The 26,073-nt window shown below is 55.2% G+C and carries 28 protein-coding genes; 24 read left to right on the top strand and 4 right to left on the bottom strand.

Features of this window, described 5'->3' with window-relative positions; genetic code table 11:
• Positions 1-19: 19 nt before the first annotated feature.
• Positions 20-988 carry a peptidoglycan DD-metalloendopeptidase family protein gene (locus AC0KVQ_RS05080; RefSeq protein WP_473420046.1) on the top strand — a complete coding sequence of 323 codons (969 nt, stop codon included), beginning with the start codon at positions 20-22 and terminating at the stop codon, positions 986-988.
• Between the two features lies 1 nt (position 989).
• Positions 990-1,970: an RNA polymerase sigma factor RpoS gene (gene rpoS, locus AC0KVQ_RS05075; protein ID WP_473420045.1), complete on the top strand. Its 981-nt coding sequence runs from the start codon at positions 990-992 to the stop codon at positions 1,968-1,970.
• 95 nt (positions 1,971-2,065) lie between these two features.
• Here rpoS and dapD read toward each other — a convergent pair whose 3' ends face one another.
• The 4 genes from dapD to trxB form a co-directional block, all read right to left on the bottom strand.
• Positions 2,066-2,887 (bottom strand): 2,3,4,5-tetrahydropyridine-2,6-dicarboxylate N-succinyltransferase, encoded by an 822-nt coding sequence (gene dapD, locus AC0KVQ_RS05070; protein WP_473420044.1) that lies wholly within the window; start codon positions 2,885-2,887, stop codon positions 2,066-2,068.
• A gap of 52 nt (positions 2,888-2,939) precedes the next feature.
• A complete protein-coding gene (gene dapC / locus AC0KVQ_RS05065; RefSeq protein WP_473420043.1) occupies positions 2,940-4,145 on the bottom strand; it encodes a succinyldiaminopimelate transaminase in 1,206 nt (401 codons plus the stop codon).
• A 62-nt stretch (positions 4,146-4,207) separates the two neighbouring features.
• On the bottom strand, positions 4,208-4,831 hold the full coding sequence (locus AC0KVQ_RS05060) for a Smr/MutS family protein (RefSeq protein ID WP_473420042.1): 624 nt from the start codon (positions 4,829-4,831) through the stop codon (positions 4,208-4,210).
• A 56-nt stretch (positions 4,832-4,887) separates the two neighbouring features.
• Entirely contained in the window at positions 4,888-5,838 is a 951-nt protein-coding gene (gene trxB, locus AC0KVQ_RS05055) for a thioredoxin-disulfide reductase (protein ID WP_473420041.1), read from the bottom strand.
• A 178-nt stretch (positions 5,839-6,016) separates the two neighbouring features.
• Here trxB and AC0KVQ_RS05050 point away from each other — a divergent pair, with 178 nt between their 5' ends.
• The 22 genes from AC0KVQ_RS05050 (at position 6,017) to AC0KVQ_RS04945 (ending at position 26,058) form a co-directional block, all read left to right on the top strand.
• Entirely contained in the window at positions 6,017-6,721 is a 705-nt protein-coding gene (locus AC0KVQ_RS05050) for an ABC transporter permease (protein ID WP_473420040.1), read from the top strand.
• Between the two features lie 80 nt (positions 6,722-6,801).
• Positions 6,802-7,284 (top strand): hypothetical protein, encoded by a 483-nt coding sequence (locus AC0KVQ_RS05045; RefSeq protein WP_473420039.1) that lies wholly within the window; start codon positions 6,802-6,804, stop codon positions 7,282-7,284.
• Entirely contained in the window at positions 7,281-8,249 is a 969-nt protein-coding gene (locus AC0KVQ_RS05040; RefSeq protein WP_473420038.1) for an MlaD family protein, read from the top strand. The genes AC0KVQ_RS05045 and AC0KVQ_RS05040 overlap by 4 nt, the downstream gene beginning before the upstream one ends.
• A 10-nt stretch (positions 8,250-8,259) precedes the next feature.
• Positions 8,260-9,075 carry a hypothetical protein gene (locus AC0KVQ_RS05035; protein WP_473420037.1) on the top strand — a complete coding sequence of 272 codons (816 nt, stop codon included), beginning with the start codon at positions 8,260-8,262 and terminating at the stop codon, positions 9,073-9,075.
• A gap of 155 nt (positions 9,076-9,230) precedes the next feature.
• Positions 9,231-9,959, top strand: a complete 729-nt coding sequence (gene rpsB / locus AC0KVQ_RS05030) for a 30S ribosomal protein S2 (RefSeq protein ID WP_473420036.1) — start codon at positions 9,231-9,233, stop codon at positions 9,957-9,959.
• Between the two features lie 107 nt (positions 9,960-10,066).
• Positions 10,067-10,945, top strand: coding sequence for a translation elongation factor Ts (tsf, locus tag AC0KVQ_RS05025; protein ID WP_473420035.1), 879 nt, complete (start codon positions 10,067-10,069; stop codon positions 10,943-10,945).
• A 125-nt stretch (positions 10,946-11,070) separates the two neighbouring features.
• Positions 11,071-11,790, top strand: a complete 720-nt coding sequence (gene pyrH, locus AC0KVQ_RS05020; RefSeq protein ID WP_473420034.1) for a UMP kinase — start codon at positions 11,071-11,073, stop codon at positions 11,788-11,790.
• A gap of 70 nt (positions 11,791-11,860) precedes the next feature.
• Positions 11,861-12,418, top strand: coding sequence for a ribosome recycling factor (gene frr, locus AC0KVQ_RS05015; protein WP_473420033.1), 558 nt, complete (start codon positions 11,861-11,863; stop codon positions 12,416-12,418).
• Positions 12,419-12,428: 10 nt separating this feature from the next.
• Positions 12,429-13,199 carry a polyprenyl diphosphate synthase gene (gene uppS / locus AC0KVQ_RS05010; RefSeq protein WP_473420032.1) on the top strand — a complete coding sequence of 257 codons (771 nt, stop codon included), beginning with the start codon at positions 12,429-12,431 and terminating at the stop codon, positions 13,197-13,199.
• Positions 13,193-13,987 carry a phosphatidate cytidylyltransferase gene (locus AC0KVQ_RS05005; protein ID WP_473420031.1) on the top strand — a complete coding sequence of 265 codons (795 nt, stop codon included), beginning with the start codon at positions 13,193-13,195 and terminating at the stop codon, positions 13,985-13,987. Before uppS ends, AC0KVQ_RS05005 begins: the two co-directional genes overlap by 7 nt.
• A gap of 33 nt (positions 13,988-14,020) precedes the next feature.
• Positions 14,021-15,208: a 1-deoxy-D-xylulose-5-phosphate reductoisomerase gene (gene ispC / locus AC0KVQ_RS05000; protein WP_473420030.1), complete on the top strand. Its 1,188-nt coding sequence runs from the start codon at positions 14,021-14,023 to the stop codon at positions 15,206-15,208.
• Complete coding sequence (rseP, locus tag AC0KVQ_RS04995; protein WP_473420029.1) at positions 15,199-16,542, top strand: RIP metalloprotease RseP; 1,344 nt, start codon at positions 15,199-15,201, stop codon at positions 16,540-16,542. Before ispC ends, rseP begins: the two co-directional genes overlap by 10 nt.
• Before the next feature lie 35 nt (positions 16,543-16,577).
• The gene (gene bamA / locus AC0KVQ_RS04990) at positions 16,578-18,869 is read left to right on the top strand and encodes an outer membrane protein assembly factor BamA (RefSeq protein WP_473420028.1); all 2,292 of its coding nucleotides are present in this window, start codon (positions 16,578-16,580) and stop codon (positions 18,867-18,869) included.
• Between the two features lie 29 nt (positions 18,870-18,898).
• Positions 18,899-19,384, top strand: a complete 486-nt coding sequence (locus tag AC0KVQ_RS04985; protein ID WP_473420119.1) for an OmpH/Skp family outer membrane protein — start codon at positions 18,899-18,901, stop codon at positions 19,382-19,384.
• A 9-nt stretch (positions 19,385-19,393) separates the two neighbouring features.
• On the top strand, positions 19,394-20,452 hold the full coding sequence (gene lpxD / locus AC0KVQ_RS04980; RefSeq protein WP_473420027.1) for a UDP-3-O-(3-hydroxymyristoyl)glucosamine N-acyltransferase: 1,059 nt from the start codon (positions 19,394-19,396) through the stop codon (positions 20,450-20,452).
• Positions 20,449-20,892 (top strand): 3-hydroxyacyl-ACP dehydratase FabZ, encoded by a 444-nt coding sequence (gene fabZ / locus AC0KVQ_RS04975; RefSeq protein WP_473420026.1) that lies wholly within the window; start codon positions 20,449-20,451, stop codon positions 20,890-20,892. The genes lpxD and fabZ overlap by 4 nt, the downstream gene beginning before the upstream one ends.
• 12 nt (positions 20,893-20,904) lie before the next feature.
• A complete protein-coding gene (gene lpxA / locus AC0KVQ_RS04970; protein WP_473420025.1) occupies positions 20,905-21,681 on the top strand; it encodes an acyl-ACP--UDP-N-acetylglucosamine O-acyltransferase in 777 nt (258 codons plus the stop codon).
• Positions 21,682-21,688: 7 nt separating this feature from the next.
• On the top strand, positions 21,689-22,861 hold the full coding sequence (lpxB, locus tag AC0KVQ_RS04965; protein WP_473420024.1) for a lipid-A-disaccharide synthase: 1,173 nt from the start codon (positions 21,689-21,691) through the stop codon (positions 22,859-22,861).
• A complete protein-coding gene (gene rnhB, locus AC0KVQ_RS04960; RefSeq protein WP_473420118.1) occupies positions 22,861-23,442 on the top strand; it encodes a ribonuclease HII in 582 nt (193 codons plus the stop codon). Before lpxB ends, rnhB begins: the two co-directional genes overlap by 1 nt.
• 106 nt (positions 23,443-23,548) lie before the next feature.
• On the top strand, positions 23,549-24,406 hold the full coding sequence (gene motA / locus AC0KVQ_RS04955) for a flagellar motor stator protein MotA (RefSeq protein WP_473420023.1): 858 nt from the start codon (positions 23,549-23,551) through the stop codon (positions 24,404-24,406).
• Positions 24,407-24,418: 12 nt separating this feature from the next.
• Entirely contained in the window at positions 24,419-25,315 is an 897-nt protein-coding gene (gene motB, locus AC0KVQ_RS04950; protein ID WP_473420022.1) for a flagellar motor protein MotB, read from the top strand.
• The gene (locus AC0KVQ_RS04945) at positions 25,312-26,058 is read left to right on the top strand and encodes a methyltransferase domain-containing protein (RefSeq protein WP_473420021.1); all 747 of its coding nucleotides are present in this window, start codon (positions 25,312-25,314) and stop codon (positions 26,056-26,058) included. The genes motB and AC0KVQ_RS04945 overlap by 4 nt, the downstream gene beginning before the upstream one ends.
• Positions 26,059-26,073: the final 15 nt, after the last annotated feature.

Below are 26,073 nucleotides of genomic sequence, written 5' to 3'. Positions count from 1 at the left end.
CAAGACAAGGAGACCGTGTGTGAGTCGGATTAAGTCAGGTTGTTTGGTTGTGGTGTTGCTTGCGGGCTGTGCAGCCCAAAGTCCGGCCCCTATCGTTGACCGTTCTGCTTCTGCCAGTGCGTTGACCGCAGCACCGGTTGTGACGCCCGTTGTCGTGGCACCGGATGGTGCCTACATTGTGAAGAAAGGCGATACGCTTTATCGCATCGCGCTGGATCATGGCCTGGCCTATGGTGACCTGGCTGCCTGGAATGGCTTGGCGGATGTCAATGACATCAAGGTTGATCAAGTCTTGCGCCTGACGCCGCCGGAAACACCATCAGGCGTGGAAGTGCGTCCGCTCAATGATACCCCTGCGCCCGTCCTTGCCAGCAAACCGACACAGGCACGTCCGGTAGAGGCGCTCAGTTACCCCAAAGCATTGAAACTGCCGTATGGCTCGCAAGCGGCGGAAAGTATCGCCAAGCAGGCGGACGGCGCCCAAACTGTGGTAAATACCGCAACACAGAGCAAACAGACTACGGCCAGCGCCCCTATGTCGGCATCGGCTACCCCTGAAACAAAAACACAAGAAAAATCAGGCAATAAGGAGCAAATGCCAGCATCCTCAACGGATGAGAATGTAGTCGAATGGATCATGCCAACGGCTGGAAAGCCGCTGAAATCGTTTACGGAGGATGTAAAGGGTATTGATTTTGCTGGAAAAATGGGGCAGCCTGTATTGGCTGCAGCCTCAGGTAAAGTGGTGTACGCAGGAAGTGGACTACGTGGTTACGGAAAGATGGTGATCATCAAACACAACAATGCCTATCTTTCTGCCTATGCACACAACAGCAAGTTGCTGGTTAAAGAAGGAGATGACATCAAGCGAGGGGAGAAGATCGCCGAAATGGGTAATTCCGACGCCGACCAGGTCAAGCTGCATTTTGAAATTCGCAAGTTTGGCAAGCCGGTGGATCCAACAAAATTCATCACGGCAGATAAATAAAATGAACGATCAGGTTGATACGATGGATGATGATCTCCTCGGCGGTGAAGAAGAGATCAATCTGGATGAAGCGGATCCAGATAGCAGAGGTGATGTCGAGCAGGAAGCGGAGCAGGGTCAACAGGATGAGGCGGCTGCCTACACTGGCGATTCGACCGGGGATGTGACCCAGATTTATCTGAACGAGATTGGCCTGAGCGCGTTGCTGACGCCGGAAGAAGAGCGTGCGCTGTCGCGACGGGTGGTCCAGGGGGATTTCGAGGCCAGGCAGAAAATGATCGAGCATAATCTGCGGCTGGTTGTGAACATTGCCAAGCATTACATCAACCGGGGTATGACCCTGCTTGATCTGATCGAAGAGGGAAATATCGGGTTGATGCATGCGCTGGAGAAGTTTGACCCGGAGCGTGGCTTTCGTTTTTCGACCTACGCCACATGGTGGATTCGGCAAAGCATTGAACGCTCCATCATGAACCAGTCGCGCACCATCCGCTTGCCGGTGCATGTGATTAAGGAGCTGAATGTCTATCTGCGTGCACAGCGCCATCTGGAAGCACACAATGGACAAGAGCCCACCATCGAAGAAATTGCGGCCTTGGTCGGCAAGGATGTGGAAGATGTGCGCCGGGTCATGAGTCTGAACGAGCGCGTGGCTTCCCTGGATGCACCGCTGGATATTGATCCCATGCTCACCATTGGCGAGTCGATCCCCGATGAGCAGCACGATGGACCGGAAACGCTGCTGCAGAATGTGGAAATCGAACGCTATATGCGTGAGTGGCTCAAGCAGCTTTCCGACAAGCAGCGCATGGTGATTGAACGCCGTTATGGGCTCAATGGCTATGAAATCTGCACACTGGAAGATTTGGCTGACAGCTTGAGCCTGACGCGCGAGCGGGTACGCCAGATCCAGATCGAGGCTTTGGAACAGCTGCGCCGTATTCTCAGACGTTATGGTGTATCAAGGGATGTGGTGTTTTAAGCCTTGAGCTCGAGCAATAAAAAAGCCGACAGCATGTCGGCTTTTTTATTGGCAGTTCCTGGCGGCAGCTTGCCCTGCAAGCTGCCGAGAGTCAATCAGATGCCGCGCAGCAGCTCGTTGATTCCAACCTTGCCGCGGGTCTTGGCATCGACCTTCTTCACGATCACGGCGCAATACAGGCTGTATTTGCCATCTGCGGAGGGCAGATTACCCGATACCACCACGGATCCGGCCGGGATCCGGCCATAGGTGACTTCGCCGGTTTCGCGGTCATAAATGCGGGTGGATTGACCGATATACACGCCCATCGAGATGACCGAACCTTCTTCGACGATCACGCCCTCAACCACTTCCGAGCGTGCGCCGATAAAGCAGTTGTCTTCGATGATGGTCGGGTTGGCTTGCAGTGGCTCCAGTACGCCACCGATACCGACACCGCCGGATAGGTGCACATTCTTGCCGATCTGCGCACAAGAACCAACCGTAGCCCAGGTGTCCACCATGGTGCCCTCATCGACGTAGGCGCCGATGTTGACATAGGACGGCATCAATACCGCATTCTTGGCGATGAACGATCCTTTACGAGCCATGGCATTCGGCACCACACGGAAACCGCTGGCACGGAAATCGGCTTCGGTATAGTCGCTGAATTTACTGGGAACCTTGTCGAAATACTGGGTGCAGCCACCGGCCATTACTTCGTTGTCGTTGATGCGGAAAGACAGCAGCACAGCTTTTTTCAGCCACTGGTGCGTGGTCCACGCGCCGTTGATCTTCTCGGCTACACGCAATTTGCCCTGGTCCAGGCAGTTGATCACGTCATTGACGGCATCGCGTACTTCGGCGGAAACATTGCCGGGATTGATGTCGGCGCGGTTTTCAAAAGCGGTTTCGATGACGGTTTGCAGGTTGCTCATAATGAGTTCCGTGTAAAGGATGGTTTTGATAAATGATGGATTGGGCTGAAATTTAGCAGCTCTTCATCAGCAGGCGGTTGGTAAATCGTACGATGCGTTCAGCAGCCTCTTCGCATTCGGCCAGGGGGGCGACCAGCGCAATCCGGATGCGATGTGCGCCAGGATTGCTGCCGTGTGCTTCGCGTGCCAGGAATGAACCTGGCAGCACCGTGACATGCTCATCCATGTACAGGCGACGCGCGAACTCCGTATCGCTGATCGGGGTTTCCGCCCACAGATAAAAGGCTGCATCCGGCATGGATACATTCAGTGCAGTCTGCAGGCGTGGTGTCACGGCAGCAAACTTGGCGATGTACTGCCGGCGGTTTTCTTCGACGTGCGTCTCGTCACCCCATGCTGCAATACTGGCTGCTTGTACCGGTGGGCTCATGGCACAGCCGTGGTAGGTACGGTAGAGCAGGAATTGCTTGAGGATTTTCGCGTCGCCGGCGACAAAACCCGAGCGCATTCCGGGAACGTTCGATCGCTTGGAAAGTGATGAGAACATGACTAGGCGCGTGAAATCGCGTCCCAGTTTGACGGCAGCTTCCAGTCCACCCAGCGGCTTTTCATCGCCGAAATAGATTTCGGAATAACACTCGTCGCTGGCAATGACAAAGCCATAGCGATCGGACAGTGCGAAGATCTTCTTCCAGTCATCCAGACTGGCAACGGCACCGGTCGGGTTGCCCGGAGAGCAGGCATAAACCAGCTGGGTGCGACTCCAGATGGATTCCGGCACGCTATCCCAATCAGGCTGAAAACGGTTCCCGGCTGTGCAATTCAGGTAATACGGCTCGGCACCGGCAAGCAGCGCGGCACCTTCGTAAATCTGATAGAACGGGTTGGGCGAAATAACGACCGGGCGTTCTGCTTCCGAGGCATCGATCAAGGCCTGTGCGAATGAGAACAGCGCTTCGCGGCTGCCGTTGACCGGCACAATCTCGGTTGCGGGGTCGGGCGCGGCAATGCCATAGCGGCGGCCAATCCACTGGCTGATGCTCTGGCGCAAATTTTCGGAGCCTGCCGTAACCGGATAATTTTCAAGTCCGGCAAGGTTGGCAATCAATGCATCCTTCACCAGTTGCGGGGTAGGGTGCTTCGGTTCACCGATGGAAAGGTTGATTGGCTTTAACGCCGGGTTGGGCGTCGTGCCGGCAAAGAGCTGACGTAGCTTTTCGAATGGATAGGGTTGCAGCAGGGAAAGTCGCGGCGACATGGCGGGCGGCTCGGCTGAGAATGGGGAAAGCGAGAATTATAGCGCAAGCGGGTGGGAAAGCATCAGCGCTGGTGCCTGCCCTTGATAAGCACGAGTGCGGCGCCACCTCCGCCATCGGCGGGGCGGGCCTGGCAAAAGGCCAGCACCTCATCACGCTGTGCCAGCCAGTTCTTCAGCTTCAGTTTCAATACTGGCTCGCGGTTGCGCGATCCCAATCCCTTGCCGTGGATGATGCGCACACAGCGCTTGTTGCGATGGCGGCACGTTTGCAGAAATTCTGCCACGGCCAGCCGCGCGGCATCGGATGCCAGTCCATGTAAGTCCAGCTCCGCCTGTATCAGCCACTCGCCGCGGCGCAGTTTGCGCAAGGCCTCGTGCTGCACGCCTGGGCGCATGAAAAGCAATTCCTCACCTGTTTCCAGCTCATCCCAGGGCCAGTGATCAGTCATGGCTTCGGCCATGATGCGGACATCCTCATGATGGCGTTGACGTGGCCAGGGTGAGGGAGGTTGGCGCGGGTGGGGATAGTATGTGTGTCTGAGCGGCAGTGTGCCGTGAACTGCCCCCAGGAACAGTTCGTGATCCGTGAGTTCAGGCACGGACTGGGTTATGGCCGGTGTGGTTTTGGGTTGCTCGCGCAGCGTCTTTTTCAGGCGCTTGAGCTGCTTGATCGATTGGTTATCCATCAACATACGAATAAGGGCACGGATGCGTGCCCTTTTACCCGATCTGGTCGTTCAGATCAACGCAGCGACTCAAGATAGCGATCGGCATCGAGCGCTGCCTGGCAGCCGGTGGCGGCGGAAGTGATGGCTTGCCGGTAGATGTGATCCTGTACGTCACCTGCGGCGAATACGCCCGGTGCGCTGGTGGCGGTGGCGTTGCCGTTGCGGCCGCCTTGAGTCACGATATAGCCGTTTTCCATTTCCAGCTGGCCGGCAAAGATATCGGTGTTGGGCTTGTGGCCGATGGCGATGAAAACACCGGCCACCTGGATGTCATGCGTGCTGCCATCCTGTGTGGACTTGAGGCGTGCACCGGTAACGCCGCTGGCATCACCCAGTACCTCATCCAGTACCTGATGGGTTTTCAGTGTGATCTTGCCGGCAGCCACTTTCTCCATGAGATGATCGACCATGATTTTCTCGGCGCGGAAGCTGTCGCGACGATGAATCAGGGTGACGTGTTCAGCGATATTGGCCAGGTAGAGCGCCTCCTCGATCGCAGTGTTGCCGCCGCCGACCACGGCAACTTTCTGGCCGCGATAGAAAAAGCCGTCGCAAGTCGCGCAGCCGGAAACGCCCCGTCCCATGAATTCGGATTCGGACGGCAATCCGAGATACTGTGCGGATGCACCGGTGGCGATGATCAATGCATCACAGGTGTATTCACCGCTGTCGCCAATCAAACGAATCGGCTTTTCGTCGAGTTTGGTCGTATGGATATGATCGAAGATCATTTCCGTGCCGAAACGCTGTGCGTGTTTTTCAAAGCGCGCCATCAATTCCGGTCCTTGTACACCGTCAGCATCGGCAGGCCAGTTGTCGACTTCGGTGGTGGTCATCAATTGGCCACCTTGGGCAATCCCGGTAATCAGGACGGGGGACAAATTGGCGCGCGCAGCATAGACCGCAGCGGTGTAGCCGGCTGGTCCGGAGCCAAGAATGATCAAGCGTGAATGTTTTGTGGCCATGTCAAAAGTATCCTTCGTCTGGAGATGGTTGATTATATGAATTTTGAAAGTGATGTTCTAATCGAATATCGCTATGGTATTCATAGGTGCCAAATTTGGGAGGAGGCGGCTGAAGTGCATACAATGCACAGGAATATAAGTCTGATCTCGCGAATTGCAACCGAGCGCGCATAACGTCATGTTGAGAATGCTCCACCCTCTGTTTGGCTTGTGGCGAGCCTTGCCAGCATTACGCAATCATGCGGTGCGCAGGGTCTTGCTCAAGCAGATCTATTTCACCAGCAATCAGGCAGGCTATCTGGTTTCCCTGATCGGCTTCTCGCTAGGTGCCATTGTGGTGTTGCAATTGCATGATCAATACGGCCAAAGCTGGGAAACTGCATTGCGCGTACTGGGCCGGCTTGGCTTGAACGAACTTGCTCCGCTGCTTGGCTCGTTGATCATGGTGGCCCGTTCTTCATCTGCCGTGGCCAGCGAATTGGTCAATATGCGTGCCAATGGCGAGTTCCGATGCCTGTTGCGTCATGGTATAGATGTCCCCGGCTACCTGCTGCTGCCGCGTGTGCTCGGCATGACATTGTCTGCCATGGTGCTGTCGGGGTGCGTGGGATTGTTTGCCCTGGCAGGCGGCATCATCTTTTCTGCTGGCTGGGATGCCGGTTATCAGGTTGCGCAGATTGAGCGCATGATCCAGCCAGGCTGGATTGTTGCATGTCTTGCCAAGTCAGCCCTGTTTGGTGCTGGTGCGGCATGTTTCGCTTGCGGTGTGGGGTTGACCACGCGCCCGCTGCCTACAGAAATTCCCAAGGCAGCATCGCGTGCAGTTTTCATTGGAATACTGATGTTGTTTGTCATTGATTTTTTCTGGTCATTGCTGCCATGAGTGCGATAAACCTGGCACGTCTGAGCCATGATCCGTTACTGCCAGGGCGTTGGTGGCTGTCACTGCCGCATTCCGAACCCTTGCCGGAATGGCTGGACGAGCTCGCACTGAAATCTCAGAGGAAATGGCCTGGAAAGGTGGCGGTGCTTGATGCTGCTGCCGTGCTGATCAGCAATTTGCGTGTATGGGAAAATATCGTGTTGCCGCGCTGGCATCATGAAAATCTGCCGTTAAAGGCTTATGAAGATGTGCTTTCCGATGCTTGCGATCTGGCTGGCTTGAGTAGTGAGCAGAGCGAAAAACTGGTCGGCCGCTTGCCGGCAATGCTGGATAGATCGGAGCGACGTCTTGTGATTTTGCTTCGCGCTATCCTGATGGCGCCGGTTTGTGTCCTGATGGAAGAAGATCTGTGGCGAGATCTCGTCGCAAAGGCCGATGAGTCCCCGCATGCCCGTCTTCTGCAGCGTTTGCTGCAGTCCAGTTGCGTTGCCGTGTGTGGGCACTCAGCGGCCATGGCGGGATTTTCTCCGATCACCTTGTCCGATCAAGAGGAGGACGCATGAAATTGCTGAGGGACACCGATCCACGTTTTCGCTTCTTGAACCTGCGCGTGATTCTTTTTGCGGCAACGGTCCTGTTTGTGTTGATTGCGCTGGCGGTGGGGGTGGCAGTCAAGCAGGGCATGTTTGTCAGCAAGACCCGTCTGCACTTTATTGCCGAGCATGGTGCCGGTTTTGCGCCTGGGATGCAGGTGCGTTTTTCCGGTTTCCGGATCGGTGTGGTCGATCAGGTTTCCCTGACCGAGGATGCCAAGGTCAATGTGGAGTTTCTTGTTGAATCGCAATATACCAAATGGATCAAGCCCGACAGTACGGCGCAGATGTTGCAGGACGGCCTGATGGGGGATTATTACCTCGAGATGATGGGGGGGTCTCCCAATATCCCCCCGGTAAGCGAGGGAGATAAGGTCAATTTTGCACCGGCGCAAAGTTTGGCAGATATTGCTCACGACCTCAAAAACCGGACTATTCCCATTATCGATTCCGTGCAGACTACATTGGATTATGTGAATGATCCCAAGGGGGATATTCAGCAGACATTGGCCAATGTGCGCCAGTTGACTGCTGAATTGCGGGAAACGCGTGTCAGCGTTGATCAGTTGTTGCGGCGTGTGGATGGGCTGGCTGACAAGGAGGTTCGAGACGCAGTGAGTCAGGCCAATCAATTATTGACGCGTGCCGATGCGATGGCATCTGAAGTGCAATCGCGTTTGCCGGGAATGCTCGATAACGCTGCCAGCGGCATGGCGAGCCTTGAGGTGACGGTGCGCGAGGCAAGTGCAATGGCTGCAGTTTTGCGCGGTGCGGTCGATGAAAGCGCGCCGCGCCTGCCGAGTCTGATTCGCAACGGCGATGATTTGGTGCGAGATAGCCGAGATGCCCTGCAGGGCTTGCAGCAAAGCTGGCCGCTCAACCGGATGCTGACGCCGGTGCCGCTTGATCTTCCTGCTCCCGATAGCAGACGCTGAGGAGAATGGAATGCGACTGCAAAATCTGCTGTTGATTGGATGTTGCCTGCTTGCTGGATGTGCCGTAAGTCCGGAACCTGCTGTGCCGGCGCTGCGGCTGGCTGCCGATAATTCCAGTCGGCAAGCCGTGGCTGCAGCTACTGCGGGGCGCTGGGAAAGTGCGGCTCAAGCCTGGCGTGAAGCGCTGAGCGCTTATCAGTCGATAGATGACTGGGGTGGACAGGGGCGTGCGCGTCTGGGTCTGTCACAGGCGCTGTCGCGGCTCGGACATTCTGGCCCGGCGCAAAACGTCATTGCAGGCGTGCCCGAACAAGCGCTGTTTCCGGGTGTGATCCGGACGCGTGCCGCGTATCAACAGGCACTGCTGCTTTTGTCTGCGGATATGCAGGCCGCATGGCAAAGATTGTCGCTCGCTCGTTCCCTGTGCGTAGATGAATGTGCCTTGTCGGTACAGTTCGATAATCTGGGCGCAAGGTTGTCGATGCTTCGGGGGGATTTTCGCGAAGCGCAGCGTCTTGCGGTTCTGGCATTGCAGCAGGCAGAGGATCTTCCGGCAGAGCGGGCCCATGCAAACCGCCTGCTGGCTGAATTGGCCTTGCGTGACGGAGCGATCAATCCGGCGCGGACCTACCTTGAGTCAGCCCTGAAGGATGATCGGCTTCTGGCAGAGCCGCAGTGGCTGCTTGATGATTACCTGCTGCAGGAAAAACTGGCCAAGGTATTGGGGGATGATCGTTTGCTTGAGGACGCAATCTCCAGACAAAAAAGCCTGTGTGCTGGCGGACTTTGGGCTGGGTGCGAGGGAGTCGCTGCGAGCAAATCTTGATTTCGATGGGGTAAACGCGCTAGAATCTTCCGGCTTTGCGGCATGGGGCTGCAAAAGCTGTCTATCCTCCCGTTCGCGTCGATAAGGGTGCGCACCGCTTCTGGCGGCGTTCCTGCGAACGGAAGTCCTAACCCTTACGATAATTGGAGTTTTCAATGTCCGTTAGCATGCGTCAAATGCTTGAGGCTGGTGTTCACTTTGGTCACCAGACCCGTTACTGGAATCCGAAAATGTCGCAGTACATCTTCGGTGCCCGCAACAAGATTCATATTATCAACCTGGAAAAATCCCTACCGATGTTTGAGGATGCGCTGAAGTTTGTGCGTCGTCTTTCGGCCAACAAGGGCACGATCCTGTTTGTTGGTACCAAGCGCCAGGCTCGCGAGATTGTTGCTGAAGAAGCAGCACGCGCAGGTGCACCGTTTGTTGGCCATCGCTGGTTGGGCGGTATGCTCACCAACTACAAGACCGTGAAGCAATCCATCAAGCGTCTGGAAGAGCTGCAGGCTGTTCTGTCTGATGAGAACAACGGTTTTGGTAAAAAAGAATTGCTCGACATGAGCCGTGAAGTTGAGAAGCTGGAGCGTTCGCTCGGTGGTATCAAGGATATGGGCGGTCTGCCGGATGCAATTTTCGTGATCGATACCGGCTACCAGAAAGGTGCCGTGGTTGAGGCCAAGAAGCTGGGCATTCCGGTGATTGGCGTGGTCGATACCAATAACTCTCCGGAAGGTATTGATTACCTGATTCCGGGTAACGATGACTCCAGCCGTGCGATTCGTCTGTATGCACGTGGTGTAGCCGATGCGATCTTGGAAGGCCGCAATCAGGCTGTGCAGGAAATCGTCGAGGCAGCTGCAGCTGACGAAACTGCTGCTGAGTAATCTGCCTGGCCCTGGTGGTCTGGAAAAGGGGCGTTCTCTCGCCCCTTTTTTGCAACAATTTTCGGGCAATATCAGTTGCTTGAATCCCGTTTCAGGAGAATTGAATCATGGCGGAAATCACCGCAAAGATGGTTGCAGAACTGCGTGAGCTGACTGGCCTTGGCATGATGGAATGCAAGAAGGCGCTGGTTGAGGCAGAGGGTGACATCAAGAAAGCCGAAGAAGTTCTGCGCATCAAGTCCGGCAACAAGGCAAGCAAGCTGGCTGGCCGTACTGCTGCTGAAGGCGTTGTGGCTACTTTCATCACTGCCGACAAGAAGATTGGCGCGCTGATCGAAATCAACTGCGAAACCGATTTCGTGGCCAAGGATGCCGGTTTTATCGCCTTTGCCAATGCCGCTGCGCAAGCTGCTGCTGAATCCGGTGTTGCCGATGTGGCTGCACTGGCTGACGTCAAGACAGCTTCCGGTGAGACCGTGGAAGAGCTGCGCAAGGCAACGATCGCCAAGCTTGGCGAAAACATGACTCTGCGCCGTTTTGTCCGTTATCAGACAGAAGGGCAGTTGGCAGCCTATCTGCATGGCGCCAAGATTGGTGTGTTCGTCGATTTCACCGGTGGTGATGAACAGCTGGGCAAGGATATTGCCATGCATGTAGCTGCTTCCAAGCCGGTTTGCGTATCCAAGGAACAAGTTTCTGCCGATCTGCTGGATCAGGAACGCAAGATCTACACTGCACAGGCAGCCGAATCCGGCAAGCCGGCAGAAATCGTGGCCAAGATGGTGGAAGGTCGCATCAACAAGTACCTGGCCGAAGTGACCTTGCTGGGTCAGCCGTTCGTCAAGAATCCGGATCAAACCGTTGAAAAGCTGCTGGCCGAGAAAAAAGCCAAAGTCAACGCCTTTGCCATGTTTGTCGTGGGTGAAGGTATTGAGAAGGCAGTGGTCGACTATGCAGCAGAAGTAGCTGCTGCAGCCAAGGTTTAATCTATAGTTTTGATTGAACCGAAGGTCATTTGATTCGTCGAATGACCTGAAAATCCACGGGACGCCGCGCGGTGACGCGCGGCGTTTCCGTACCCCGAACCCGTCAATCAGAGAGGATATATCCTATGAGTCCAGCGCCAAAATACCAACGAATCCTGCTCAAGCTCTCCGGTGAAGCATTGATGGGAGAAGATAGCTACGGCATCAATCGCGCGACGATTGACCGGATTGTTCAGGAAATCAAAGCAGTGGTGGACCTGGGTGTGCAGGTGGCCATTGTGATTGGTGGCGGCAATATTTTCCGTGGCGTGGCGCCTGCGGCTGCCGGCATGGACCGGGCCACGGCCGATTATATGGGCATGCTGGCAACGGTCATGAATGCCATGGCTTTGCAAGATGCCATGCGTCACGCAGGCGTAGTTAGCCGCGTTCAGTCTGCGCTGACGATTCAGCAGTGTGCTGAGCCCTATGTTCGCGGCAAGGCTATCCGTTATCTGGAAGAAAACAAGGTGGTGATTTTTGGTGCCGGGACTGGCAACCCATTCTTTACTACCGATACCGCTGCGGCACTGCGCGGGATGGAGGTCGGGGCCGACATCGTGCTCAAGGCAACCAAGGTGGATGGCGTCTACACGGATGATCCAAAGAAAAACCCCGATGCCGTGCGCTACCACACCGTTACTTTCGATGAGGCCATCGGTCGCAATCTCAAGGTGATGGATGCAACGGCGTTTGCCTTGTGCCGCGACCAGAAAATGAATATCTGTGTATTCAGTATCTTCAAGCAGGGCGGACTCAAGCGTGTCGTGCTTGGGGAAGATGAAGGTACGCTGGTACACTGCTGATTCTTGAAAATTTTGAACGGGCGGAAACGATCCTTTCCGCCTGTTTTTGTTGGTTTGAAGGGGATTGAAGATGATCGCTGATATCAAGAAGACCACTGAAGGAAAAATGCAAAAGACGGTGGAAACCCTCAAGCATGATCTGGCCAAGGTTCGTACTGGCCGGGCGCATACCGGCTTGCTGGATCACATCATGGTTGATTACTACGGCAATCTGACGCCGCTGAATCAGGTGGCCAATGTCAGCCTGATGGATGCGCGTACCATTGCAGTGCAAACTTGGGAAAAGAACATGACGGCCAAGGTGGAAAAGGCCATTCGCGATTCTGATCTGGGCTTGAATCCTGCAACCAATGGTGATGTGATCCGGGTGCCGATGCCTGCCTTGACGGAAGAGCGTCGCAAGGATTTGATCAAGGTAGTGCGCAGTGAGGCCGAAGGTGCCCGCGTATCGGTGCGCAATGTCCGGCGTGATGCCAATAATGAGCTCAAAAATCTGGTGAAAGACAAACAGGTCTCAGAAGATGACGAGCGTCGTGGTCAGGAGGATGTGCAAAAGCTGACCGACAAATACATTGCCGAAATTGACAAGCTGATGGCAGAAAAAGAAAAAGATTTGATGACGGTTTGAGGCCAGCACATTGCGCTCATCTAGTAATCTCGGAAAGCTTGCGGGGCAGGGAGGCGTTCCCTGCCATATCGCGGTCATCATGGATGGCAATGGCCGCTGGGCCAAAAGCCGCATGATGCCGCGTATTTTCGGCCACAAGAAAGGCGCACGTATCCTGAGGGATACCGTGAAGCATTGCAGTGACTTGGGCGTGTCTTTTCTGACAGTTTTCGCTTTTTCCAGTGAAAATTGGCGTCGCCCGCCCGATGAAGTACGCTTTTTGATGAGCTTGTTTCTGAAGATGCTTGATAGTGAAGTCAAGCGATTGAATAAGAATAATGTACGCCTGCGTGTGGTTGGCAACAGGGAACGCTTTACGCCGGATCTGGTGGAAAAAATTCAAAAAGTGGAGTTGCTCACTGCTGAGAATACCGGCCTGACCCTGACCATCGCCGCCGACTATGGCGGTCGCTGGGATATACTGAATGCCACGCACCGTTTGCTTGCCGAATACCCTGAAAAGGCGACCGCATTTACGGAAGCGGATCTCGAGCCTTATCTGTCCATGGCGTATGCCCCAGAACCGGATTTGTTCATTCGCACAGGTGGCGAGCAGCGAACCAGTAACTTTTTGCTGTGGCAGCTGGCCTATACCGAGCTGTATTTTACCGATCTGCCCTGGCCTGATTTTGACCACAAGGCGCTTGAAGCTGCGATAGCTTGGTATGTTGGCAGGGAGCGGCGTTTTGGTCAGACGAGCGAACAATTGATGCCGGTCGATGCGGGTGGGGTAGCATGCTGAAAACAAGAATTCTGACGGCACTGGTTCTGGCGGCAGTCTTGCTGTTGGCGCTGTTTAAATTGCCTGCTCTGGGATGGATACTGTTTTGTGGCGTGTTACTGGGCCTTGCCGCCTGGGAATGGTGCTCGTTAGCTGGCTTGTCTGCACCCGTGTCGGTGATTTATCCCTTGCTGACGACTGCTGCTTTCTGTGTATTGGCCATTTCTTCTGTGCCGAGAGAAATCTTGGCGGGGGTACTGTTTGGTGCCAGCCTCTTCTGGTTGATGCTGGCGCCTTTGTGGTTGCGTAACAAGTGGCGCTTGCGCAGTGCAGGTTATCTTAATCTGTTACTGGGTTGGGCACTGCTGCTTCCTGCCGGTATTGCACTGCTGGTATTGCGTGGTAATGGCTGGTTGCTGCTGGGCGTCATGCTGGTGGCCTGGATTGCCGATACCGCAGCGTATTTCAGCGGCAAGATGTTTGGTCGTCATAAGCTCGCGCCTACCATTAGCCCGGGCAAGACCTGGGAGGGGGCTGCAGGTGCGGTGCTTTTTGTCATGTTGTATATCTGGCTGGTACCCAAGCCATTTGAATTTTCCGGTATTGCCACATTGATGATCGGTGTGTTGCTGACAGCTGTCAGTATCGTCGGCGATCTGCTGGAGTCCCTGTTCAAGCGCCAGGCAGGGATGAAGGATAGCAGTCACCTGCTGCCAGGCCATGGCGGCGTGCTGGACCGGGTTGATAGCCTGTTGTCCCTGCTTCCTGTCGCCGCCAGTATCTATCTTGGTTATCCCTTGTTTTTTTAAGCTTTGGCCGTCTAACTCATTCACACTCTTATCATGCAGCCTATCAAAACCCGTTTGACCATCCTGGGTGCCACAGGGAGCATCGGTGCAAGCACGCTGGATGTGATTGCACGCCATCCGGAACGATATGAGGTCGTGGCGCTGACCGGCGCAAATCAGTTGCATAAATTGGCAAATGCGTGTGCGAGTTTCCATGCTCGTTATGCCGTGGTGATGGATGCCGTGGCAGCCGAGAGATTGCAGGCAATGCTGGTTGAGCTTGGTTGTGAAACCGAGGTCTTGTGTGGAAAGAATGCGCTTGTTCACGTGGCTACCTTGCCAGAGGTGGATGCGGTGATGGCGGCGATTGTTGGTGCTGCCGGCATGCCGGCGACCTTGGCTGCGGCCCGTGCAGGCAAAAAGATATTGCTTGCCAACAAGGAAACATTGGTTCTGGCGGGGCATATTTTCATGCAGGCCGTCTCGGAAAATGGCGCTACATTGTTGCCGATCGACAGCGAGCACAATGCCATTTTCCAGAGCTTGCCCCATCCTTATCAGGGTGATCTGGCGGCGGCGGGTGTTCGACGCCTGCTGTTGACGGCATCCGGTGGGCCATTTCGCAATAAAAGTCCGGCCGAGTTGGCACGTGTGACGCCTGAGCAGGCAATCAGTCATCCCAATTGGTCGATGGGTCGCAAGATTTCGGTGGATTCCGCCAGCCTGATGAACAAGGGGCTGGAAGTCATTGAGGCGCATTGGCTATTCAATGCGCCTGCCGATGCCATCCAGGTGGTCGTGCATCCGCAAAGTGTGGTGCATTCAGCTGTTGAATATGTGGATGGGTCGGTTGTCGCGCAATTGGGTGCGCCTGACATGCGAACGCCCATCGCCTACGCCATGGCTTATCCGGAACGGATTGTCTCGGGGGTTGAGCCGCTTGATCTGTTCAGCATTGGCAGGCTTGATTTCGAACGTCCGGACTTCGGGCGCTTCCCTTGCCTGAGGCTTGCCTACGAAGCTTTGCGTGCTGAGGGGGCGGCTCCCGCCGTGCTCAATGCAGCCAATGAAGTTGCCGTATCTGCTTTCCTGGAGCGTCGTCTGGCCTTTGTCGATATTCCACGTCTGATTGAGTCCGTGCTGGAGCAGGCCGGCAGTCATCCGGCTACCACGCTGGAAGATCTGCTGCATGCGGACCAATGGGCACGTGATTTGGCAAACACGCACGCATTATGTTGCTGACCCTGTTTGCCTTCCTGTTTGCAATTGGTTTTCTGGTAACCGTCCACGAGTATGGCCACTACCGGGTGGCCAAATTGTTCGATGTAAAAATCCTGACTTTTTCGATCGGCTTTGGTCGGCCATTGCTGCAGTGGCAGCGAGGTGAAACTCGCTGGCAAATTGCCATGCTGCCGCTGGGTGGCTACGTGCGCATGCTGGGGGAAGATGATGACGAGCTGGGTGATGCGTCCGAAGCTCACCGCCAGTTCAATCGGCAGCATCCGCTGAAAAAAATCGCCATCGTTGCCGCGGGCCCTGCCGCCAATTTGCTATTGGCCTGTTTGCTGTTTGCTGCAGCCATGCTGGTTGGCATGGATGCCATAAAGCCGATTGCTGGCAGTGTGCGATTGGATAGCAAGGCTGCCGTGGCGGGCTTGCGATCTGGCGATGAAATTCTTCGCGTGAGTGGCAGGCCGGTACAGGATTGGGATGATTTGCGCCTGAAGGCATTATTGTCGGTTGGCCAGCAGGTTGAGCTGGATGTTCGCAGCCAGGCCGGCGCGGAAAGACGCTTGCTGCTTGATCTGCAAGACGGTGCCGAAGCACTTTACGATGCCAATGTTCTGGCGCGACTAGGTCTTTCTCCTGTCCCGCTTCTGAATCGCGTTGCCGAGGTTGAAACTGGCAGTGTGGCGCATCGTGCCGGATTGCAGGCAGGGGATGTGATTCAGGCTATTGATGGCATGCCTTTGCGCGGGTGGGAGCATTTGCAATATGTTGTGTCCCGGCACCCGGGCCAGCTTTTGCAGTTGACGGTACTGCGTGGGGAAATGCCTATGCAGTTTGAGGTGACGCCCGAAACGATTGCTACGGATGGCGGCGATGTGGGGAGGCTCGGTGTGGCGCCACAAATCGATGAGGCGAGCTACGCGTCACAGAAATTTGTTCTGCGCCAGGGCCTGCTCGAATCCCTGTATCTGGGGAGCGAGAAAGCCTGGAATCTGACGCAAATGACATTGCGAATGATTGGTAACATGCTCGGCGGCAGCGTTTCTGCCAGCCATGTCAGCGGACCAGTAGGGATTGCTTCGATGGCGGGTGAAAGTGCCGGCATGGGTCTGGCCGCCTATTTGCAATATCTGGCACTGGTCAGCCTGAGTCTGGGAGTGCTGAACCTGTTGCCGGTGCCCGTGCTGGATGGCGGGCATTTGCTGTATCATAGCGTCGAACTATTGCGCGGCAAACCGCTTCCAGCTGCCTGGTTTGTAATGGGGCAGCGGATAGGAATTGCGTTGCTGCTCGCCCTGATGGTGCTGGCGTTGTACAACGATATTCACCGATTCATTCCCGGCTGATGATCAAATCCTTGGCCTCAACCTGATCCGGAACGATGAAACTCAAGCTCAAGCCAATCTCTGTTTTGCTCCTGTCTGCCCTGGCTACATTGTCCTTTCCCGCGGCAGCGTTTGATCCGATTACCGTGCGCGATATTCGCGTCGAGGGCTTGCAACGTACCGATCCCGGTACGGTGTTCAGCTATTTGCCGGTCAAGGTTGGCAATACGTTTGACGAGGCCGGGGCGCGTGAGGCGATCAAGGCCCTGTTTGCCACGGGTTTCTTCAATGATGTGCGGGTTGAAGTCGATGGGGATGTGCTGCTCATTACGGTAGAAGAGCGGCCCACGATTGCCCAGATCAATATCAATGGCGCGAAGATGCTGGAAAAAGACCAGATTCGCAATGCCATGAAGAGCCAGAATTTTGCGGAAGGCCGTATTTTCCAGCAGGATGTGCTGGATGCCGCCATCAATGAACTCAAGCAGCAGTATTTCCTGCGTGGCCGCTATTCTGTCGACATCAAACCGACGCTGACCAAGCTGGAACGTAACCGGATCGGTGTTCAGCTGGATATCGCGGAAGGAGAAGTCTCCCGCATAAAGCGCATCAATCTGGTAGGGGTCAAAGCCTTCAAGGAGGATGATCTGATCGAGCAGTTCTCGCTGACCACTTCGGGCTGGATGACCTGGTACACGCGCAGTGACCAATATTCAAAGCCGAAGCTGACTGCTGATCTGGAAAAATTGCGTTCCTACTATCAGGATCGGGGTTATCTCGATTTCAACGTGGATTCGACGCAGGTTGAAATCTCGGAAGATAAAGAAGAAATATACCTGACGATCAATATCACTGAAGGCGATAAATACACCATTGGCAATGTCAGTTTTGCCGGTGAGATGGCCGTGCCGGAAGACGAGTTGCGCAAACTGCTGCAGATCAAGCAGGGTGACATTTTCTCGCGCGAGAAGGTAACCCGTTCCAGTGCAGCGGTTGCAGAGCGCCTGGGTGAGAATGGCTATGCCTTCGCTAACGTCAATCCGGTGCCGGAAGTTGATCGCGACAAGCATGTGGCGGCCTTTACCTTTTATGTTGATCCGGGTCGCAAAACCTATGTGCGCCGCGTCAATGTCAGCGGCAACTCGATTACGCGCGATGAAGTGATCCGCCGCGAAATGCGTCAGATGGAAGCAGCACCCTATGATGGCGCCAAGATCAAGCGCTCGAAACAGCGGTTGGATCAGCTGGATTACTTCAAGGAAGTCAATATTGAAACACCGGTCGTACCGGATGCGGTCGATCAGGTCGATGTCAACGTAGCGGTCGAAGAAAAGAAAACCGGCAGCTTCAATATCGGTATCGGCTATGGCCAGAGTGAGGGTGTGATTCTGGTGGCATCGCTGTCGCAGGCCAACTTCCTGGGTAGTGGCAAGACGGTGACACTGGAGGCCAATACCAGCAGCAGCACCACGATCTACTCGCTCGGCGTGAATAATCCGTATGCCACACCCGATGGGGTTTCGTTCGGCTGGAATGTCTATACGCGCAAGTACGATGCCAGCGATCTGGATGAAGGCGAGTACAGCACAGATGCGGTGGGAGCCGGCGTATCGTTTGGTCTGCCGATTTCCGAAGAAAACCGGATCAATCTGACAGCCAATGCTGAACAGCTGTCGCTCAATACAACATCCGAGTCGCCGGCTTATATTACTGATTTTATTAATAAATACGGTGACAGCAACAAGATATTCACGGTAGGCGCCAGCTGGGTCAAGGATACACGCGATTCAGCTTTCTACCCCACCAGTGGTGCCTTGTACAAAGTGCATACTGAAATCGAAACGCCGGGCTCCACCACCAAGTATGTCAAGGTCGGTGCTGAAAGCCAGATGTTCTACCCGTTGACCCGAAACCTGACTGGTATGTGGAATGTCGAAGCGGGTTATGGCAAGGCCTATGGCGGCAGCGAATTCCCGTTCTACAAGAATTACTATGTAGGCGGTATTGGCTCGGTACGTGGCTTCAAATCCGGTAGCCTCAGTGTCAAGGATGAATATGGCAATGCCATGGGCGGTACCCGCCGTTTTGTCAATAACTTCGAATTGCTGTCTGCCATGCCCGGCATGAAGGATGACAAATCGATGCGCTTGAGTGCCTTTATCGATAGTGGTGCAGCATGGGCCGAAGGCGAACCGTTGAATTTGGGCGACTTGCGCCATTCTGCCGGCGTTGCCTTTACCTGGGTGTCGCCGATTGGTCCGATCAAAATGAGTGTGGCCAAGCCGATCAAGAAGCAATCGCACGATAAGTCCGAATCGTTCCAGTTCCAGTTGGGTTCAGTATTTTGATGCAAGGCAGGAGAGTAAGCGTGAAACGGATGATGTGCTGGTTTTTGTCACTGCTGATGGTATCTGGCGCAGCCCTCGCCACGGATTTTCGCATTGCGGTAGTGGATGTCGACCGGATCATGCGCGAATCCGGGCCTGCGACCAGGGCGACCAAGAAACTGGAAAAAGAGTTTGAGGGTCGTCGCAACGAAATGCAGCGCATCAGCACGCAAGGCAAGGCGCTGGAAGCCGCGCTGGATAAAAACGGTTTGCCCGAGGTCGAGCGCAAGGCCAAAGAGCGCGAACTCGTCAAACTGAATCAGGATTTCCAACGCTTGCAGCGCGAATTTAATGAAGACCGCAATATGCGTCTGAATGAAGAAATCGCTGCAATTCAGGAGCGTACACGTATGGCGATCAGACAGATTGCCGAGAACGAGAAGTTCGACCTGATCCTGCAGGAAAATGAAATTCTGTATCGAAGTCAGCGGATTGATATCACCGATAAGGTGCTCAAGTTGCTTGGCGATAAATAAGGAAGGCGTATGCAGCACAATAAAACCGGCTATCGCCTGTCCGAACTGGTGCAACGACTGGGTGGTGAATTGCGTGGCGACGATGTGCAGGTTAGTCATCTCGCGCCATTGGACGCTGCGGATGCGGATGCGATCAGTTTTCTGTCCAATCCGAAATTCAAGTCGCAGCTGGCTGCTACCCAGGCGGCCGCTGTCATTGTCACGGCCAACGATGCCGCAGAATTGACAATGCCGTGCATTGTTGCGCCAGATCCCTATCTGTATTTCGCGCGTATCGGGCAGCTGTTTCAACCCTTGCCGACCGCAGTGCCAGGCATTCACCCGACGGCTGTGATCGCGGCAGATGCCTCGATTGATCCCAGTGCAGAAATTGGTCCGCAGGTCGTGGTGGAGTCGGGAGCAAAAATCGGTGCGCGGACCATCCTCAAGGCGGCTTGTGTGATCGGGGCTGATGTCGAGATCGGTGAGGATTGCCTGTTTTATCCTCGCGTCACGGTATACCACGGTTGCAAGATCGGCCAGCGCGTCATTGTGCATGCCGGTGCGGTGATCGGGTCCGATGGCTTCGGTAATGCCTGGGCACGTGATCACTGGGAAAAAATTCCCCAGTTGGGTCGTGCGTTGATTGGTGATGACGTTGAAATCGGTGCCAATACCACTATTGACCGCGGTGCCTTGGGCGATACCATCATTGCGTCGGGCGTGCGTATCGATAACCTGATCCAGATTGGTCACAATGTGGAAATCGGCCGTTGTACGGCAATTGCTGCCTGCACAGGTATCGGTGGATCGACCAAAATCGGAGCTGGTTGCATGATCGGCGGCGGTGTCGGCATGAGCGGGCATCTGAAGATCGCTGATCGTGTGGTCATCCTGGGGGGAAGCAATGTGCCATCCAGTATTGATGCACCCGGCGTGTATGGCGGCAGCGTGACCCCGATCATGCCGCAAGCGCAGTGGCGCCGCACAGCAGTTCACTATAGCCACCTTGACCAACTCGTCAAACGGGTCAAGGAACTCGAAAAGAAAATCGGCCAGGCCGAGAATGAAACAGGGAGCAATAAATGAACACGATGGATATCCAAGCCATCATGGAGTACCTGCCGCACCGTTATCCGTTTCTTCTGATTGATGGCGTTACGGACATGGAGCCGGGCAAGTGTATTGTTGGTTTCAAGAATGTCACGATCAATGAGCCCTTCTTCCAAGGCCACTTCCCCAAATATCCGGTGATGCCAGGCGTGCTGATTCTGGAAGCACTGGCCCAGGCCGCCGGCCTTTTGACCTTCAAGAGTGTGGGCGCTCCGCCTTCGGAAAATACCATGCTGTTCTATGCCGGCATCGATAATGCACGTTTCCGTCGCCAGGTCGTGCCAGGTGATGTGCTGACGCTGCATGCGGAAATTACCGCCAACAAGCGCGGTATCTGGAAGTATGCCGCCAAGGCTATGGTAGGTGACGAAATCGCCGCAGAAGCGGATCTGATGTGCGCAACGCGCGAAATTTGAGGCCCAGAGACTATGGCACGGATTCATCCTACCGCACTGGTTGCCCCGGGCGCACAACTGGCCGATGACGTAGAAATCGGACCTTATGCCATCGTGGGCGAAAATGTCACCATTGGCGCCGGCACGATTGTCGGGCCGCATGTGGTGATTGAAGGTGTCACCACTATCGGTGAGCGAAACCGCTTTCATTCCGGGTGTGCCATCGGCTGTGATCCGCAGGATAAAAAATACCGCGCTGAACCGACTCGCCTTGTCATCGGCAATGGCAATACTTTCTTCCAGCATGTGACGATTGCCACCGGTACTACCCAGGATCAGGGCATTACCCGTGTGGGTGACAACAACTGGGTAATGGCTTATGCCCATATTGCGCATGATTGCGTGGTTGGCAGTCATATCATCCTGGCCAATGGTGCCACCCTGGCGGGCCATGTCGAGGTCGGCGACCACGTTATCCTGGGCGGTTTGTCTGCCGTGCATCAATTCTGCGTGATCGGTGCGCATGCCATGGCTGGCGGTGGCGCAATGATCAATCAGGATGTGCCGCCTTTTGTCATGTGCGAAGGCAATCGTGCCGTTGCACGTGGCTTGAATACCGAGGGCATGAAGCGGCGGGGTTTTTCAGCAGAGCAGATTTCAGCCGTCAAGCAGGTTTACAAAACCCTGTACAAGGCTGGTCTGTCGTATGACGAAGCCTGCAGCAATATTGCCGAGCAGGCCAAGACCGAGCCGGTGCTGCAGATGTTCGTCGAGTTCTTTGCCCGCTCCAAGCGCGGTATCGTGCGTTGAGAGGCGCATGGCTGCGAAATTGTTTCCTGACGGGCATGGCCCGAAGATAGCGATTGTGGCAGGTGAGGCATCGGGTGATTTGCTTGGTGCCGCGCTGATTACTGCTTTGCGTGAGCGTTTCCCCGATGCGCGTTTTGCCGGTATTGCCGGGCCGCGCATGTTGTCGGCTGGTGCTACCACGCTTGATCCCATGGAGACCCTCTCTGTTGGCGGCATCGTTGAGGTGCTCAGGCATCTGCCGGAAATCCTCCGGCTGCGTCGTCGCCTGATCAATGCCTGTCTTGAGGATCGTCCGGATATTTTTATCGGCATTGATGCTCCGGACTTCAATCTGGGTGTTGAAAAACGACTCAAACGTGCCGGGATCAAAACGGTTCACTATGTGAGTCCGTCGATCTGGGCCTGGCGGCCGGAACGCATCAAGACGATCCGCGCGGCCGTGGATCACATGCTGCTGATCCTGCCGTTTGAAGAAGCCATCTATCGCGATGCCGGCATTGCGGCGAGCTATGTGGGTCATCCCCTGGCTGATCAAATGCCGCTGCACGTTGATCCGGTAGAAGTGCGCGATAAGCTGGACATTCCACTAGGCAAGCGCGTGGTGGCGATTCTGCCCGGTAGCCGCCAGCGCGAAGTCGAGGCGCTGGCAGGTCTGTTTGTGCAGACGGCCAAACAACTGTATGAACGCTTCCCTGATATCTGTTTTCTGGTGCCATTTGTTTCGCGCCCAACCCGGCAGCGTTTCGAACAGGAAATCTGGAATCAGGAAATGCAGCATTTGCCCTGGCGCCTGATGTACGGACATTCGCATGAAGCGATGATGGCTGCCGATGTGGTGTTGTTGGCATCGGGTACGGCAGCGCTTGAATGCATGCTGGCGCATCGACCGATGGTTGTTTCCTATCGCGTTGCGCCGCTGACCTATCGCATGGTCAAGCGCAAATATCTGCTTCCCTATGTCAGCTTGCCCAATATCATTGGCAAACGGCATCTGGTACCGGAATTCCTGCAGGAAGATGCCGTGGCGGACAATCTGGTGCAAGCACTCAGTGCCTACCTGTCTGATACCCGCCTGTGCGGATTGATTTCGGAATGCTTTGCCAGCATGCATGGTGAGATGCGTTGCAATGCGGCAGAACGCGCTGCCGATGCGCTGATTCCATTGCTGAAAGGCCGGTGATGCGGATTTGTGGTGTAGATGAAGCGGGCAGGGGGCCACTGGCAGGATCGGTATATGCCGCCGCCGTCATTCTACCGGAGCAGCATGCGCTGGTCGGCCTCAATGATTCCAAAAAATTGACTGCCCGCCAGCGTGAACGCTTGTCGGTGGAGATCCGGCAACAGGCGCTGGCGTGGTCAATCGCCAGTGCCAGTGTCGAAGAAATTGACCGGTACAATATTTTGCAGGCAACCATGCTGGCCATGAAGCGGGCGATCGAAGGGTTGTCGCTTGTTCCGGATGAGGTACTAGTGGATGGCAATCGGTTGCCCGATATTGCGATTCCGGCACGTGCGATCGTGCAGGGAGATGCCAAGGTCCAGGCCATTTCTGCGGCCTCCATCCTGGCCAAGGTGCGCCGGGATCAGGAAGCAGACGAGTTGGATAAACGCTACCCCGGCTATGGCTTTGCCCAGCACAAGGGATATGGTACGCCGCAGCATCTTGCTGCATTGACCAAGCTTGGTGCTACACCGGAACATAGGCGAAGCTTTTCACCTGTTTCCATGTTGTTGACGCAAGGCAGGTTGTGGGAGTCCTGACAGTTGTCGACATTGTTACTTGCCACTAATATGAGCTTGATATCTGCAATAGGACTGGTTTCCTTTCTTGCTTTCAACGCCGCACCAATAAATAGGAAATGAGTGAATGTTCCTCGTCATCGGCTACATATTCATGTGCGCATGTATCTTTGGATCGTTTGCGGTCCACGGTGATCTGCGTGCACTGTGGCAGCCACTCGAAATTGTGATCATCCTTGGCGGTGCAATTGGTGCGATGATCGTCGGGTATGGCGGTAGCCCGCTCAAGGCAACCTTCAAGGCGTTGCCAACCATCTTCAAGGGAGCTACCTACAGCAAGGCGTTCTACATGGACCTGTTTGCGCTCATGTACGAATTGCTGCAGAAAGTGCGCAAGGAAGGCCTGATGTCGATCGAAGGTGATGTCGAGGACCCGCATTCCAGCCCGCTTTTCTCGAAATATCCGAAGATTGCGCATGACCACCATGTGGTCGAATTCATGACGGATTATTTGCGCCTGATGGTCGGAGGCAATCTGAATGCGTTTGAAATCGAAAATCTGATGGATGTGGAAATCGAAACCCATCACCATGAGGCGGCCTTGCCTTCGCAAGCCATATCCAAGGTGGCCGATGGCTTGCCTGCCTTCGGTATTGTTGCTGCGGTGATGGGGGTAGTGAATACCATGGGTTCGTTGCATTTGCCACCGGCCGAACTGGGCCCGATGGTGGGTGCGGCGCTGGTCGGTACCTTCCTCGGGATTTTGATGGCCTATGGTTTTGTCGGCCCCATTGCCACTATTCTCGAGCGCAAGACAGAAGAAGGCACCCAGGTATTCAATACGATCAAGGTGACTTTGCTGGCCAGCCTCAATGGCTATGCACCGCAGGTGGCAGTGGAGTTTGGCCGTAAGGCGCTTAATTCGACGGAACGCCCCAGCTTCAAGGAGCTGGAAGATTTCGTCAAAAATGCCAAGAACAAGTAAGGAAGCGCGACGGTGAGCGACGATTCGCAACGCCCCATAGTCGTCAAGAAAATCAAGAAAGGCGGTCATGGCCACCACGGTGGTGCATGGAAGATTGCCTTTGCCGATTTCATGACTGCGATGATGGCTTTCTTTCTGCTGATGTGGTTGCTGGGGTCGGTTTCCAAAGGCAATTTGAAGGGTATCGCCGATTATTTTGCCAATCCGGTCAAGGTGGCTTCGTCCGGTGGGGAAGGGGCTGGGGATGCAACTTCCCTGATCAAGGGCGGCGGTGAGGATCTGACTCGCGAGGTCGGTCAGGTCAAGGCTGGTGTTACGCCCGACAACGAACGGGCAAAAGATCGTCAACGCCTGTCGGAACTCAAGAAAAAATTCGAAGCGCTGATGGAAGACAAAATGCAGCGCAACAGCAAGCTGGCCCAGTTTCGTAACCAGTTGCGCCTGGACATGGTTGCCGAAGGCTTGCGGATCCAGATTGTAGACGAACAGAATCGACCGATGTTCAAGTCTGGCAGCTCCGAGCTTGAGCAGTACACGCGTGATGTCTTGCACGAGATAGCCCAACTGCTCAATGAAGTTCCCAATACCATTTCCTTGTCCGGCCATACTGACGCCGCACGCTTTGCCGGCGGATTGCGTGGTTACAGCAACTGGGAGCTTTCGGCAGATCGCGCCAATGCCTCGCGCCGGGAGTTGCTTACCGGCGGACTGGAGGCGGACAAAGTGCTGCGCGTCAACGGATTTTCCGATGTGGTGCCGCTGGATAAGGACAATATCTACAATCCGATCAACCGCCGTATCAGCATTGTCGTGCTGAACAAGGAGGCGGAGGAAGATATCCGCGCCCAGGCAGGCAGTACCACTGAAACTTCACCCGGTACAGCGTCCGACGCTTCTGCCGCACAGTGATCCAACCGCTTCTTTCTGCTGGCCGTCATGCCCAGCTATGGCGCTTTCTGCTGATTCAGGGATTGGCCACACTGCTGTTTCTGCTCCTTCTTGTCACATTGCGCTGGTCGTTGGGGTTCGCGCTGACTGGGGCCAGTGTTTTCGCGTCATTGCTTGCAATGGGCGGGCATGATGGTCGCTGGTGGTTGCTGATCCATGCGGCGTTTCTGCCGCTGGTTTATGCCGGATTGTCGTTGGATATCCATCCGGGTTGGTATCTGTTGGCGTTTCTGGTGAGCGGCCTGTTGTTCGGGCGCGGTGCCATCGAGGGCGTGCCACTTTATCTTTCAAACCGCAAGGTATTGACCCTGCTGGCGGAGAGACTGCCGCATGGCGCCCGCCTGCTGGATATCGGCGCGGGTTCCGGTACGGTACTTGTCTGGCTGGTCAGAAAGCGGCCAGATCTTGTTCTGACCGGTGTTGAGCAGGCCTGGCTGCCATGGCTGCTGGGCAGGCTGCGCTTGCCGAAATCGGTACGATGGCTGCACGGTGATTATCGTACGCTGGATTTTTCGGGATTCGATGCGACGTATGCTTTTCTTTCGCCTGTGCCGATGCCGCAACTATGGAACAAGGCCAAGGCCGAAATGCGCACCGGCAGTCTATTTTTAAGCAATACTTTCGAAGTACCCGGCCAGGAGCCGGACGAGATCATGGAATTGGGCGACTGGAAGGGTGGGAAGCTTCTGTTATGGCGCATGTGACAGCCAAGACCGCGG

It is taken from the genome of Formivibrio sp. oc-25, assembly GCF_055810895.1.
The sequence above is the reverse complement of the archived record's forward strand: the minus strand, read 5'-3'. Positions and strand labels throughout refer to the sequence as shown.